Below are 15,322 nucleotides of genomic sequence, written 5' to 3' on the forward strand. Positions count from 1 at the left end.
ACAATAGTCTGTTCAGGATGTAATTCTTCAGTTAATATAGTCTCTACATAGGTTGTAAATATTTCTTTATTACAATTTCCTTCAAATATTACTGGCTCTATAATTTGATTATTACGAAGCCCCGCTATCATACTGATCCTGGATTTATGTTGATACACTTTGTTTCCATAACATCTAGTACCTTTTATACTCCATCCATATTCTCTACAAGCATTATCTTCTATTCCTGACTCATCAATGAATACTAGAGTTTCTTTAGAAATTTGCTGTATCTTTTCTATAAATTCATTCCTTAAACCAATATCCCTTTTGGGATGAAGATGACTTTTTTTATAAGTGTAGCCTAGTAGTTTTCTATAGTAATTTATTCTAGTTCTTTGTAATCTAACCGGTAATGCAAAAACAGCATTCTCTTGGTAATAAAAATCATAATTTATCGTACTAGTTTTACTGAAAAGATGATCAATGGATGATAATTAGAACAAGCATAACAATAAATATATTAAAAATAATAATTGCTCTGTTGTTAATCAATCACTGGTCTAAGCAATCATTTGCCGGTACTATAACATCAGATATAAACAATGTACATAAGATGACAGAAGTAAACTTAAATAACAATATATGGCAGCAACCACAAGGTTTTTTATGGTATAATGATCAGCAAGTGGAAGAAACTAATAAATTGCCGTCTCATGACGCATCATCATTATTACATCTGAAACAAGAATCATACAACGAACCATACGATCAAAGGATAAAGGATTTAAAGCAAAAATTTAATAGAGCTCAGCGTCAAGCTCTGGATAATCCAACACTTACAAATGTCATTATTGCTCAAAGGTTACATAAGCAAATCTTAGATAAATCACATCAATTTGCTACTATGTGGCATCTTGCAAGCTTGCTTGACTATAGGCTCACAAACATACATGAGCCGGCAAATTCTTTGCATAAAAGATTATATGAAATAAGACAAGATACGGAAAACAGCGAAAAACTAAGATTTTTAGCTAAAAATTGGGGATTAATTCTACAAGTAAATCAAGATTGTAATTATTGTCATGCATTTAGCCCTATTGTGAGAGAATTTGCTGATAAATATGGATTTCAGTTGTTACTGGTGTCAAATAATGGAGAAAATTTTACAAATCTCAGGACCATAAAAGATACTGGACTTCTTAATAAGCTCAATCCGGCACATTTTATCCCGGTTTTATATTTAGTAGCAAGTAGAGGCACGCAAATATATCCAGTTGCACGAGGTATTATTAGTGAAGATAAAATCTCTGAAAATATTTTAGCAGTAGTGCGGCTCTACAGTAGTGCGATACATGATTGATTAAAGGTTAATGATTATGAGCAATGACTATCAGTTCAGAAACACTAAGTTTTACATAAAGCAGGTTATGCATATTGTAATGATAGTTTTACTTCTGCAACCACCTATTTCTTACGCATGGGACTTACAGGATGTATTTGAAGGAATGAGCGTAAATGTCACTAAGCCTGGAGCGTATCAATCACAAGCTGCTGGTTATTATGCAGCAGGCGGATTATCTCTTTGAACTAACAAAACAGCCTTTAATCCTATTTCTATTACTCCGCCATCTTTAAATATGAGTTGTAGCGGTATTGATAGCTATCTTGGTAGTTTTTCTATAATCTCGGGAGAAGAACTAGTACAGCTAATGAAAAATATTGGCTCGCAGGCCAAAGCTTATGCATTTTCTCTAGGATTAAAGACATTTGCTCCTCAAATAGAAAATGCTTTAAAAGATTTACGTAATCTTGCCATGGAGATGAATCAATTTGCAAAATCTGATTGTGAGATGAGTAAAGCTATCTTTGCATCTATTTTACCCAAAGACTCATCAATGAGAGAATCAGTTATGTAGAGATTTACAATCAAGCTCTGGATTTGATTATTTTGCTGCTGGCAAAAGATGTAAAAACTATCTAGAACAAAAACAAGCTTTAGCTAGAGCCCAAGACAAAGATCCAGAATTAATGCTAGATAATTATAATATTTTTACTAAAGCAGCAAATAAAGTAGGCATTCCTGAAAATATGAGAAGTAGCATTATGTCAATGACTGGTACTATTATAGTTAGAGATAATAATGTGCATTTCTTTGAGTCACTTGCTCAAAATGAAAAAAGCTGGATTACGCATTTAAAAGGTGGAGAATCTGCCTCAATTTATGCTTGTGATAATAGTAGTTGTTTAAATCCCTCTTTAAGACGCAATATTGTTATTTCGCCAGATCAATCATATCAAGGCAAGGCTAAAACAAAGCTTGATGACTTAAAAAGTAAACTTGCAAGCAACAATGAATTCAGTAATGCCGATATTGCTTTTTTATCCTCTATAGGGGAATCGTTTCCAATATATGATTATATTACTTTAGAAGCGATATCTGGAGTTACTATTTTAGATAGCTCGTCAGAATTAGTGGCTAGCTACAGCTTGTTGCAGCATTTAAAGGAAGTAGTATCTGAGGTAAGAAAAGCAGTAACTATGCTACAATCTAAGCAGGTAGCACATCATCATTTAACTGCTTATTTAAAAGCCCTAAATAAAGTACAAGCTTTTGCTCAAGAGAAATGGAGTAATATGTTAACTAGTAGTGATCAGATTGATAGAAGAGCAAGATTAATAGAACAACACTTAATCGCAAAAGAGCGAACTTAAATATCGCAAGAGAGAAGTTTAAAAAAAAGTAATTATAAATTAATAATTTGATACCTAAAAAATAAATAATAATCAGCTAAAATAACAATCGACTGTTAGAAACAGTAAGCAAAAAAATATAAAAAATATGACAGATTATATAATACATACATTTGGTGGAGGAGATATATTATGGCAGGTTTTTAATGGTATAGCTAGAGTATTTAGCTCAAATAGCGAGTATTTTACTCCAGTAGGACAATTCGCTTTGACAATTGGTGGTATTTGGGCAGCAACAAGGGCTATTTTTAGAGGTAATATTGGTATTTTTGCCATGGAATGGTTCTTCCCATCTTTATTTATTTTTATCTTTTTATTTGCTCCAAAAGCAAATGTATGGCTGAAAGATGAAATATCAATCAATAGGCATTGCTTTATTTGCATCAGTATCATCTAAAATAAGTTACGCAGTATCTGAAATGCTAGAAAAACATTTACTCCCGCCTGATGACGGTTTATCAAGCAGGAAGAATGGGATTATGTTTGGAGCAAAAGCAATTGGTAAAATCAAAGACATTCAAATAGAAGATCCAGTAACCTTAAGCAATACAAAAGAATATTTAAGGCAATGCTTTATGAAGCCTTACATTATTGGCAATATTTTAGGCAAGAAAGCAGCAGCACAAAGAGCAAGTGATATAATATCGTTTATAGAACAAAATATGCCGAATAATTTTGGTATTTATTATAAAGACCCAACTAGCTCAGTTATTTCCTTTAAAACCTGCAGGCAAATCACACCTTTAATTAAAACCGCTATTAATAAAGAATTAAATGATGGATTACTTACTCAATTTGCAAGTAGTATAGGTATAAGTTCAGGCACACAAGAGATATTAGCAACTAGATTAAAATATGACTTCTGATACTTTAAAATATCTTAAAAAAGAGCAAACAGATATTCATCAGTGGATGAAACAAGCCATGCTACTTAATGCTAATCGTGAGGCTTATGATGATTTAAGAGAGAAGTTTTCGCTATCTAGAATATATCCTCAGCTAGTTACTATGAATGCTACTCTTGGGTTATTTCAGCAATCATTTTCGTATCTTATTGCAGGAGAAATGGCAGCAAATTTAATGCCTATATTACAGTCAGTATTTTTTGCCTTGGTAATTTGCCTGATTTTTGTGGTATTTCCAATGTCAATGCTGCCCGGTGGTTATACTATTTTTAAAACCTGGATCACCTTAATTATTTGGGTAACTAGCTGGCCAGTATTTTTTACTGTAATTCATTGTTTAGGGATGATGAGCCTTGCTGGTAAATCAGGCACAAATCATTTTACTGGTTTAAATATCTTATCACAAGGAAGTTTTGCAGAAAATGTTTTACATTGTTATGCAACGTTTCAGATGTTATCTGCTTCAGTTCCTATGTTATCCTGGGCGGTATTAAAGGCTTGTGCTCATGCAACAACTACTTTAGCTAATCAATTTTCTCCGGTACCAGTTGCAAGCAGTATCGGGGCAAGTATTGCTGATAATAATCTTGCTATGGATAATTATAGTATCGGTAACAGATCTATTGCTCAGCAGAATCTTGCCCCAACATTGCAAATGGCTGGAGGAATGATTGATGATGGAGGTATGAGAGTGACTAGTACTTCCAGCGGTAGGCAGGTACTTACCAAGCAGCTGACTCGCTGGTTAATAATTACCGCTCTTCTAAATTATTGCAGGATAGTTATCAATCTCAGTTTATGAGCTCACAAAGTTATCTTGACTCATTAAATGATCGATATAACGATTTAACTACTACCGGCAATTTTCTAGCAACTGAAATAGGAAAAAGATTAAGCTATGAAGAAGCAAAGTCTATAGGTATTACTGATAGCCAGTATTTAGCTCTACAGCAAATGAATTCAGATAGCACAGCTGCTACTGATCATACCGGTAGTAGTAATAGAAGTGGTACTAGTGCTGAGCTAGGGATAGGAGGAGGTGTTGGATTTATAGCTAAAACCGTAGTTGCATCAGCTAATCATCGTGAACAAGATCAAGGAAAATCAGTTAACCAACAACAATCATATAATGAAGCATTATCTAAAATTAAAAGTGCTACTAAAGATGGTAGATTAAGTAATGCAAATAGTAGCATGCAATCACTTAGCAATAATCTGAATAGTAATTTCTCTGAACAACAATCTGTGGGACAAGAAATAGCCAAAACTAAACAAAATATGGAGCAATTAAGCTATAATATGAATTATATATCACAAAACTCTGCTACTATTGATCGTAATTTAAACGAACCAGTATTAAATGCAATAGTGGCTAAAAATATCCCTGGAGTCAGCAGTAAAGAGCAAGCAGCCATGTGGGCAAGTACTCACCAACAAGAAGCTGAACAAATAGCTTTAGATGTAGCTACAATTAATAACACTATACCGCAACGCTTAAATTCTGTAAGTAGCGTGAATATTCCACCGAAAGAAGGCTTGAGAACAAGTTTTGATAAACATCAAAAACAATTAAATGATCAAGCTACTATTAGTAATATTAATAACAAAACAAATGATATTATTGATAAAAATATAGAACACATGCTGATTCAGAGGGTAGATAGTACTGAATTAGAAAAATTAAAGACTCTAGATCAGTTATCTGCTAAAGTAGACGATAAGAAAGCACAGATGCAAGATGAATTTGATAAAACTCCTGAATCCACAATTGTAAGAACTGGTAAGCAAGTAGCAGATAATATTGGCATAAGTGATGAGGCAATCAAGAAAAGAAATATTAAATTATCTGGTTATAAAAATGAAAATAAGTTAGAATAAATTGATGCAAAATATTAAAAAATTACTAGTTTTATTTATTTTGCCATTAATATTTTTTAGCAGTGCTTTTGCAGAAAATGATAGTAATCATGTTGAGATGAAAAAACAAATAGATCAACATAGTCAAATTCAAGATCCACATATTTTAGCTGAAGAATATGTCAATATCGGTAAATCTTTTTATAAATTAGGTAAATATCAAGAAGCAATCAAAAATTATGATTTATCAATTAAATATAAACCAAATTATGCAGATGCTTATAATCATAAAGGCATATCTTTAATGTATCTAGGACAATATCAAGAGGCAATAAAAAACTACGATACCGCTCTAAAATACAAACCAAATTACATAGAAGCATATATTAATAAGTCAATATCTTTAAACCTTTTGGGCAAATATCAGCAAGCGATAGAAATTTGTGATATGGCTCTTCGCTATAAAAGCGATGATATGGCATCTTACCATAATAAGGGTATTGCCTCTGAAAAACTAGGCAATTACCAAGAAGCCATTAAAAATTATAACCTAGCTATTCAGTATCAATCTGATTATGCAGAAAATTATTTAGCAAAGGGCATTGCATTATTACGCTTAGAAAATAATAAAGAAGCTAAAAAGAATTTTAATTTAGTACTTAAATATAGACCTAACATTATAGGGGAATATGAAAAAATAATTAAAAGTTTAAGAAAATTAGGTAATAGCCGTATGGCTGATTATTTGGAAGAAAAATTACAAATACTCAAAAATAATTTATAAATTTAGGTAAGTGAAGATTATTTGTGTTAGTGCCGGCAACAATTTACACTATAGTTAATTACTCATGAGTTACCAAAATCAAAATGATTTTACTCAGGGTTCTCAGATTTTTGCTCATCAGATGAGAATACTCGGGCAAGGCAGTATTAATGCTTTAATCTCTTAGGGTTTAATTCCCCGAAGCTTTGCTTCGTGATATGATGTATGGATGGAAGAGAGTAGGTACATACATAAGAGCCATAATGTTACAGTACTTATTTATCATTTAGTAACGCCTGCAAAATATCGTAGAGCAATTTTTGATAAGAAGTTAGATAATTATTTATGCAAAATATGTTTAGAAATTGAAGAAAGATACGAGATAAGATTTTTAGAAATTGGAGTAGATAAAGATCATGTGCATTTTCTAATTCAGTCTGTGCCTAGTTATAGTCCTACTAAAGTAGCTAGGATAGTGAAAAGTATAACAGCTAAGAAAATGTTTGAGAAATTTCCTGACTTAAAAAATAAATTATGGGGTACCGAATTTTGGACTAATGGATATTTTATGAGTACGGTTGGAAAACATGGAGATGAGAAAAAATTACGCAACTATGTAAAGAATCAAGAGGCGGATCGACCATCATATAAAGCTTTTCATCAGAAGCAACTAAAACTTTTTTAGATACCTCGCAGCTCTGCTGCGAGGAGTATCATTGATTGGCTTGGTATCTGTTTTAGCGTGGTTGATGTTGCGTATATTTCAGAAATTATCTTTACTGAGTTTATATTATTTTATCATAGAGCGATATGTACAATTAAAACTTGCTATAGGGCAGCATTTTTATCCATTAGAGCAAATAGGAATCAAATTTTATTATTTAGAGCAAAAAGTTTGGGTATATCGTCATGCTAAAGAATTTATTCATAAATTTTGGCATGTTACACCCTATGGGCGTCATATTAATCAATTTGGAAAATTTTTATTGTATTCAGCCTTGCAAGAAATAATTATTGTTTTTACTATAAGTACAATCATCTCTATCCTCTTTTTTGCTCGTAAAGGCAGTAAAGCTGTGATAAAAGATAAGCTTAGGGGAGCAGATTTTATAGAAGCTAAAGCTTTAGCAAAAATGCTTTATAAAAACAAACAAGCTTCTAACATTTGTTTTTCTGGGTTGCCATTAGTGCAAAATAGTGAAAGAAAACACATTCTTATTACTGGTACTACTGGTAGCGGTAAAACCAATATGCTAAATGAGCTATTACCTCAGATTAGGAAAGAGTGTGGTAGAGCGATTATTGTTGATTTAACAGGTAGCTTTCATAAGTTTTTTGATCCTAATTTTGATAAACTGCTTAATCCATTTGCAACAGGGAGTGAGCACTGGCTACCATGGAATGATTGCAACGAGATTTCTGATTTTGATGATATAGCAAGTAGTTTTAGTAGTTATAATCCTAAATTAGATGACTTCTTTGCTAAAACTGCTGAATTAGTGTTAGCTGAAGGATTGAAAATATATCAAGATAGCAAAGATATTAAAAAGTTAATTAATGCTATAACTTACTCAAGTAATAAAGAATTTGCTAGGATTTTTAAGGCGACTGCTGTATCAGGTATTATAAGCAGTAGTGCTCCTGAAACATCTGCCAGTATTCAGGCAACTATTAGCAAGAATATTGCCTCATTAAAACATTTGGAGCCTAATGGTAGTTTTAGTATTAGAAAATGGTTTAGTGAAGAAACGGGCTGGCTATTTATTACAGCTGCTCCTAATCAAAGAGTCACGCTAAGACCACTTATTGCTGTATGGATTAGTATAGCGATAAAAGCATTAATGGATAGAAATATCAATAATACCAATCAAAAAGATATCTGCACTGCCTATAGCTTTAGCTGAAAGCAGGAAATATGGTGGTTGTTTTGTTGCTGGTGTGCAGAATATTTATCAATTAGAAGAAATATATGGTTTTGCGGGAAGTAATTCAATGCTTGATCTATTTGGTAGCAAATTTATCTTCCGAGTAAGTGACCAGAAAACGGCTCAAAGATCTGCTTTAATGCTTGGTGAGCAAGAAATTATTGAAACTCAAGAAAACCTCTCATACGGAGCCCACTCCATGCGTGATGGAGTAAACATGCATCACGTCGAGCGAAGAAAATTATTAGTCATGCCATCTGAAATCATGAATTTAGAAGATCTTACTTGTTATGTAAAACTTGCTGGTAATTTTCCTATTACGAAATTACAAATGAATTTACAAACTTGATTTGAATGTAAAAACCATTTTAATAGCATTTTTAAACGATTTTAATTATTTGATATGGAAACCTAAACACAAAAAATCTTATTATAACACCCCTTAAAATCGCTAATTTACCATTATGAACTTTGTTACTAAGGCGGTATTAAAAAATTTTATCGATTTAAAATAAACTATTAATAAAGCAAACACTATCAATAATATTTTATGATAAAGAACGAATAAAATCTTCTTCAAGACCAGTAACACTAGAAATTAAAGAAAAATTACAACCTTGAGATAGCATTTTTCTTGCTATTTCTACTCTTTCCTCAGCTTTTCCTTTCATTTCACCAATTTGAATCCCCTCAGCTTTTCCTTCAGCTTTTCCTTCAGCTTTTCCTTTTTCAATACCTTTTTCAATGCCTTGAATTATACCATGCTGAATACCCTCATCTATGTATTTTTGTGCTATTGTTCTCATAATATTATCTTTTTCTTCTGTTGATAAATGCTTAACTATTATTTGTTCTAATTCTTGCTGCTTCTCTTCAGAGATCTTAGCATCAGTATACCATAAAAACGATCTTAAGTAAATATATCCTGATTCCTTATCCATTATTAAACTTGGTTTAAATCTAGTTAAAAACTCATCCCATAGTTTTAGCATATCCCTTTGGTATATATGCTTTAAAAAATACTCCATCATCCCAAGATGTTTCTTCTTCGCTATCTCATCATCAGACTGATTTTGCAAATCTACTAGTTGATAATCCTGAACCATTAGTTTCTTTGCTTGCTCTGGTTTTGTAAATAATTCCCAGAAATTTCTTGGTGCACTATATACTTCATAACCATTATATATTAACAATGGACAAATTAATGGTAACTTCTCTTTATTTGTCATATGACGTTCACATAGAAGCAGCATATATTTCCATAATCTTAATGCTATCCAATAATCACAACTAGATTGAGCCTCTATCAGTACATAAACAAATGCTTTTTCTTGATCTTTAGTTTTGACTGAATAAATTATATCACTATATTTTCTTTTTAAATCATCTTCGACAAATGACTCTTTTTCTACTGTTATTGCTTTTAAATCTATTAACTCCTTAAAATCTGAGGGCAAATAATGTGCTAAAAATTCCTGTGCTGCTATCTTCTCAGTTAGAATCTTCTTTACTAAAGCATCATGTTTTAATTTTTTTGCCATATAACTTATTTATTATTTGATTCGTATAGCCACACTGCTTGTTGTATCTCAAAGTCTGATGCCTTGATTTAGCTTGATCTCAGAACAGTTCTTTATCTCAGTTTTTATTACTTTACCTATTTCTGAAGCTTGATTTATATACTGCATGACTTGTTTATCTCTGCCTATGGCCTTTAAGTAACCTTCAGCGACAAGATGACTTTTACCTTGAAAATCATATACTACTATATCACAAAATCTTTTATCACCAAGATTATAATTAGGATCAAATTTATTCTTCATAATTTGTAAATCTTTTTGTATCTTCTGCTCTATTACCGACTCACAAATCTTATTACTAAAAATACAAGAATCTATGCCTTTTTCTCTGTAGATTTGTAAGGCAGTATTGATATTTTCTTCTGTGCCAAACTTGACTAGAGCTTTGATTTGATGTTGTTGCACATTACTTAGTTCACTATTATCGTTATTTACCATTTTTGAAAATAGTAATTCTATAGACTTAATTTGTGATTTTCTATTATCATTTGCTTTCAATGATGATTTAAGTTCAGATACATTGCTAGCTGTTGTTAATTTTGCTATTTCAGGCTCTATAAGCTTTTTAACGGATGCTGCTCCTTTGCTAATTAATTCGTCCTGAGCCTTAATTATTGTATGAACTGATACTGCTTCTTTACCATCATTATCGGCAGCAATTATTATTTTCTCTCCTTTGATGGGCTCATAGTTCCTGATGTTACTTACACCTAAACTACAAAGAATTTTGCCTTTAATACCAGCTTCCGCAATGCTTAAAGCCGTTTCTAACCCTTCGGCTATAATCGTTACATTATTTGTTGAATTGCTACCATCTTTACTAATTTGTACGTTCCTGCTTTGTACGTGCTGCTGTTCGTTATTTTTATTAATCTCGACAAAAGAACCTTTTATTCTACCAAATGAACGTTTATTAACATCAATATCAGCTTTATTATTTGTGTCTTTGTTTAAATAAATTGATTGTCCACCGGTAATATTACCATCTTTATTTCTAGCAAAAGCAATTAAGGCAGGATAATATTGTTTGCTAAGACTGTCCCACATCATATTGGTTCTAAGAGCATCACTTAGTTGATATCTTGTTAATACTGCTTTAATGCCACGATGTTCTGATAAATATCTTTTGACTACATGATTTGGCATGACATATTTTAAAGCATCTGATTTTTCATATAATATTTCTGCTTTCTTAATTTTTACTATTTCATCATCTTGCTTTGTTGGGGTTTTAATTGGTTGATTTTTATTTGCTGCTAAATTTACTGCTATATCTTTACTTTCATTGGTTGACATAGCAACCATATCTTGTAAATATTTCTTAGCTTCTACAAAATCACAATTTTTTTCTCTTTGTACTAAGGTAAATAAATCTCCTCCATCTCCTGTACTAAAATCATGCCATATGCCAGCTTTATTACCGTTGATCTTCATTGCTATTTTACCATCTTTCTCCCAGCGGAGTAACTGGCTATTTGATAAATGCTTATTTGGACTTCCTAGTAAGTTTACACCTATTTCTGCAGCTTTAAATGATAATTTTTGCTTTAATTCTAGTGCTTCTTGTTTGTTAATAGCATGATAATCTATTTTATTCTTAGCCATAACCTCCTCTTGTAATTTAACACCTATTGTTGTATCTTGCTTATTACAATTCTTGAGATTATCAGCAGAATTATCAGCAGAGCTTTTTTGCTCCTCTTGACTTTGATGGCTTGTTGCAGGATTTACACTGGTGTTTCTAACAATTGCTGCTACTGTTTCAGGCGGCTCTGACTTTGCTCTTAAGCGGTAATAGTTATCATTACTATGTAATCTATCCTGAATATCTTCTATTACCCCTTTAAACCAATTACCTACTTTATTTATAATATTATGACTCTTATTTTCTTGACCTTGAATCGCTACCAATTCTTCTAAAGTTTTAAAATTAATACTTGATAGGTTATTATCTGATTTACTTAGCTGAGATATTAAACTTCCTATATTTCTTGTATTGTCCATATTATAGTAGAGTTTTACCTCTTCTATGTGCCTTGTCATGGCTACATATGAATTTCTACTATTACCTGCTATATTATGTAACACATACACATCTTTAATTGATGATCCTTGAGCCTTATATACTGTAGATGCATATCCATGTTTAAAGTTTACCTCGTGAGGATTAAATGCTACCTCCTTGCCATTATCTGTTTTAGCGATAAATCTATCGTTACTTATTGTAGTGATTGTTGCAAATTCACCATTTTCTATTTGTAAATCTTTGTTAGTTGTCTTAAATAAAATACGATCTCCTGCCATATAATCTTCATGCTTTTTAGATTTGATATATAGCATCTATATTCTTTGCCAGTAAGAAGACCTTGAGCTTTTAATAACTCTCTAATTCCTTGATTAAGACTATCTACTTCAGCATTACGCATGGTAATTATCTAATATGCGGACTATAAGAATCATGACTATCAAATATCTTACCTCCTTTATCTAGACTTGCTAAATCAGTAACAGGGATTATTAATCTAGATGTTGTATCATCTAATCTTAATCCTGCTAAATGCTGTTCTAATATTTCCTTTAATGGTCCTTGACTATGCTTATGCGTAAATATTTGTTTTATTCCATCGTACCAATAATGGTCAAATATCTTCGGTGCTGCGTCTATAAATATATCTAAAGCTTCCTTTGCACTGTATTTAGGTATGTTTGATCCAGGCTCTTTTGGAATAGTTAGCAATGCTCCAATGAGACCACCAACACTAGTGCCGGTAATAATAGGGAACAATTCTGATATAGATTTGCCTGTACGCTCTTCTATCTCAGCAAGTACCACTAGCTCTGCTATCCCCTTCACTCCACCACCGGATAATGATAATATCCGGTTACTCTTTATAGATTCTGATGTACTATCATTCTCTGCAGCGGTATTTTTAATATTATCCTCGACTTCTTGTTTGATATGTTCAAATGTTTGTTGTGTGTGTATTTCTGTTGCCATATTTTACCTTCTTCTATCCTAAATCTAAATCATTATAATATTTTGTGATAATCTTATGGTTAGTGTTGGTGTGCTTAAAGCCGTTACCTTAATTGTCTTTATGCGGTTTGGATACTTGTCAGCTAATGTTCTAAAACCATTATGAATCTTCTTGTAATAATCTAAGTCTTTAATATCAAATCTATTATTTCTCAAATTACTGCTACTATAGTTATTACCATTACGGACTCTAACTCTCTCCATCGCTAATGCTGGCTCTACATCAATAAAAAACGTAATGTCCGGCATTATAGGTGGCATGAGCTGCTGATGCAAGCTGTATACTAAATCCATACCTCCATCAATCTCTAAACCTTGATAACATGCCGTTGAGTCAATGAATCTATCGCATATCACCGTATAGCCCGCTTCTATTGTGGGAAGAATCTTTTTTACAATATGATCATAGCGTGCTGCCATAACTTGTAATAACTCCGACATCGGCAGTAAATCTCTATGTACCAAGATACTTCGCATCTCTTCAGCAATTTCTGTGCCTCCAGGCTCCCTAGTTGACATAACAGGAATATTCCGAGATATGCAATATTCCTTTAACATGCGGCATTGTGTGGATTTACCACTGCCATCTACACCTTCTAATGTTATAAATCTGCCACGTTTAACTCTATTGGTGCTATTCATGATTATTACCGCTATTTAAATACAATCTATCTGATCTCACTTTTCTTCAAACTGCTTAAATATTCTAAAACATTTAGATAACCGCTACCTGCTGCAAGTGACAAGGCAGTATCTCCTTGATGATCCCTAAAATATATATCAGCACCACGAAGCACAAGCTTTTGTACTGCCTCTATATCTCCTGTAGCTGCAGCTCTCATTAATTCTTGATTAAGCTTCTGTCTTTCTACCTGTTTCATACTCACCACCTGTGATAAAAAACTTAAATATTTGTGTTTTAAACCTATGAAGATAGTGTGGTAGCTATATGCACTACCACACAGGCATTGGTTCTTAATACTCACCTAATAAATCTGTCTTAGTTACATCATCAGTCACAGCTTCATCATTTTCTGTATTAATCAGCAACACTGAATTATCAACACTCACAAATCCCGCCCTATCCTGTACTTTTTGCATAAACTCTTTAATCACTAATACGTGCTTGTCCATCAGTTCTTCTACTGCTTCCTTTAAACCTAACTCACCAGCGTAACGCGATATATGTCCTGATACCACTAGCTCTTTCATACGCTGGCTTAAGCTTTTGCCGCTTCCATTATCACTGATGTTTCTTTCTTCAATATTTTCAGATTGTTGAGATGAGTTATGGTTTATAATTGCACTTCTCAGATCCTTAAAATTATATCCCTGTCTCTTTAGTGCATTAAACTCGTCTGCAATATTGTAAGTAGCAACAGCATCATCTGCATACTCTTTCATCTCATGACTCCTAGTATCTACAACATTCTTTGGCTTAGCTGCTATCTCATCTGCAAATCTTGCATATATTAGTTTTCTAATCTCTGCTGAATCTAGTAATTGCGTAGACTTTAGATTTTCTAAATTCTGAAGATTTGGAGTGACAATACTGAATTTGTCTTGCATTAAAGCTGTGTTTGACTGACTCGATAATGTCTTTAAAAAGCTAAATTCTTCACTTGCATCCTCTACATATCCTTTGCTTTGTGTACTATACTTGAACACACTGTTAATACTTGCAGATGCCACCTGCTGTATATTTCTTGCCGCATTATATATTTGTTTTACTGTTCTTGCTATTTTAAACATCACGTTTCTCCTTTTTGCTGTTTGTTAATTTTTTATTTGCTGTGCCTTGCGTGTTCTTCAAACTTAATCCTTAAGTATTCTGCTCTTGAAACTAAAAGTATATGAGAGGGGCTATGCTAGCCCCCTCACACTCCCCCGCTATATCTGTAAAAGAAAAAAGAGAATGGGATGGAATAAGATGAAACATCAATAATATTGCCTCTGTCCAAATATTTGGCATGTATACTTATCTCATAAAGCCAAAGCTATAATTATCCCCTACTTTTAATCCTGCATATTGCCTATGATGACTACATAGCTTTATTGCTTTGTGAGTCACGACATTCAATTGCATCCCTTGATTCCCGCTTTCTTCCCTCTTAAAGCCCGCAAGCATATTATGTTTGTGGTATATTCCTTCTGAACTCCCGTAAGCAGATACCGCTTTCTGTAAAGCCTCAAGTCCTTCAGTCCCATTTCCAAAAGCATAATAACTACTAGCAAGGCCATAGTAATATGCTCCCTCCCATGGCTTGAACCCTATTGCTACCTTAAAACTTTCTAATGCTTCCTCGTATCTCTTAAGCTTATGAAGTGTATTTCCTTTGTAATAATGAAGACTTGCATTTTTTGACTCTCCCATCAAAAGCACCCCAAATATCTTCAAAGCTTCTTCATACTTACCTTGATCTAAATAATTAATGCCTTTCTTAAAACATGTTTTTTGCTCCTCTTCGCTCAATCTCATACTGCTTCTTTGGATATAATTCTTATTTTTCATATATTACTCT

The 15,322-nt window shown here is 32.7% G+C and carries 9 protein-coding genes and 5 pseudogenes; 6 read left to right on the top strand and 8 right to left on the bottom strand.

Features of this window, described 5'->3' with window-relative positions:
- Positions 1–386 (bottom strand): annotated as a pseudogene (locus MB29_RS10865) (transposase); the annotation flags it as partial.
- 83 nt (positions 387–469) lie between these two features.
- On the opposite strand from MB29_RS10865, the gene MB29_RS07225 reads away from it, so the two are divergent.
- The 6 genes and pseudogenes from MB29_RS07225 to MB29_RS10870 all read left to right on the top strand — a co-directional run.
- Entirely contained in the window at positions 470–1,342 is an 873-nt protein-coding gene (locus tag MB29_RS07225) for a conjugal transfer protein TraF (RefSeq protein WP_051965340.1), read from the top strand.
- 10 nt (positions 1,343–1,352) lie between these two features.
- Positions 1,353–2,694, top strand: a pseudogene (locus MB29_RS08875) (conjugal transfer protein TraH).
- Between the two features lie 127 nt (positions 2,695–2,821).
- Positions 2,822–5,516: pseudogene (locus tag MB29_RS14395) on the top strand (conjugal transfer protein TraG N-terminal domain-containing protein).
- 4 nt (positions 5,517–5,520) lie between these two features.
- On the top strand, positions 5,521–6,279 hold the full coding sequence (locus tag MB29_RS07240; protein WP_032139670.1) for a tetratricopeptide repeat protein: 759 nt from the start codon (positions 5,521–5,523) through the stop codon (positions 6,277–6,279).
- A 208-nt stretch (positions 6,280–6,487) separates the two neighbouring features.
- The gene (tnpA, locus tag MB29_RS07245) at positions 6,488–6,943 is read left to right on the top strand and encodes an IS200/IS605 family transposase (protein ID WP_032139671.1); all 456 of its coding nucleotides are present in this window, start codon (positions 6,488–6,490) and stop codon (positions 6,941–6,943) included.
- A gap of 55 nt (positions 6,944–6,998) precedes the next feature.
- Positions 6,999–8,532 (top strand): annotated as a pseudogene (locus tag MB29_RS10870) (type IV secretion system DNA-binding domain-containing protein); the annotation flags it as partial.
- A gap of 199 nt (positions 8,533–8,731) precedes the next feature.
- On the opposite strand, the gene MB29_RS07255 reads toward MB29_RS10870, so the two are convergent.
- The 7 genes and pseudogenes from MB29_RS07255 to MB29_RS07285 form a co-directional block, all read right to left on the bottom strand.
- Positions 8,732–9,724 (bottom strand): Rpn family recombination-promoting nuclease/putative transposase, encoded by a 993-nt coding sequence (locus MB29_RS07255; RefSeq protein ID WP_032139672.1) that lies wholly within the window; start codon positions 9,722–9,724, stop codon positions 8,732–8,734.
- A 48-nt stretch (positions 9,725–9,772) separates the two neighbouring features.
- Positions 9,773–12,103 (bottom strand): DUF7146 domain-containing protein, encoded by a 2,331-nt coding sequence (locus tag MB29_RS08890; RefSeq protein WP_407690072.1) that lies wholly within the window; start codon positions 12,101–12,103, stop codon positions 9,773–9,775.
- Between the two features lie 94 nt (positions 12,104–12,197).
- Positions 12,198–12,761: pseudogene (locus MB29_RS07265) on the bottom strand (patatin-like phospholipase family protein); the annotation flags it as partial.
- Between the two features lie 24 nt (positions 12,762–12,785).
- Positions 12,786–13,442, bottom strand: coding sequence for a dTMP kinase (gene tmk, locus MB29_RS07270; protein ID WP_032139673.1), 657 nt, complete (start codon positions 13,440–13,442; stop codon positions 12,786–12,788).
- A 26-nt stretch (positions 13,443–13,468) separates the two neighbouring features.
- Positions 13,469–13,681 (bottom strand): ankyrin repeat domain-containing protein, encoded by a 213-nt coding sequence (locus tag MB29_RS07275; protein WP_032139674.1) that lies wholly within the window; start codon positions 13,679–13,681, stop codon positions 13,469–13,471.
- Positions 13,682–13,775: 94 nt separating this feature from the next.
- Entirely contained in the window at positions 13,776–14,552 is a 777-nt protein-coding gene (locus tag MB29_RS07280) for a hypothetical protein (RefSeq protein WP_032139675.1), read from the bottom strand.
- A 226-nt stretch (positions 14,553–14,778) separates the two neighbouring features.
- Entirely contained in the window at positions 14,779–15,312 is a 534-nt protein-coding gene (locus MB29_RS07285; RefSeq protein ID WP_032139676.1) for a tetratricopeptide repeat protein, read from the bottom strand.
- Positions 15,313–15,322: the final 10 nt, after the last annotated feature.

Origin of the sequence: Rickettsia tamurae (assembly GCF_000751075.1) — a bacterium.
Taxonomy (GTDB): domain Bacteria; phylum Pseudomonadota; class Alphaproteobacteria; order Rickettsiales; family Rickettsiaceae; genus Rickettsia; species Rickettsia tamurae.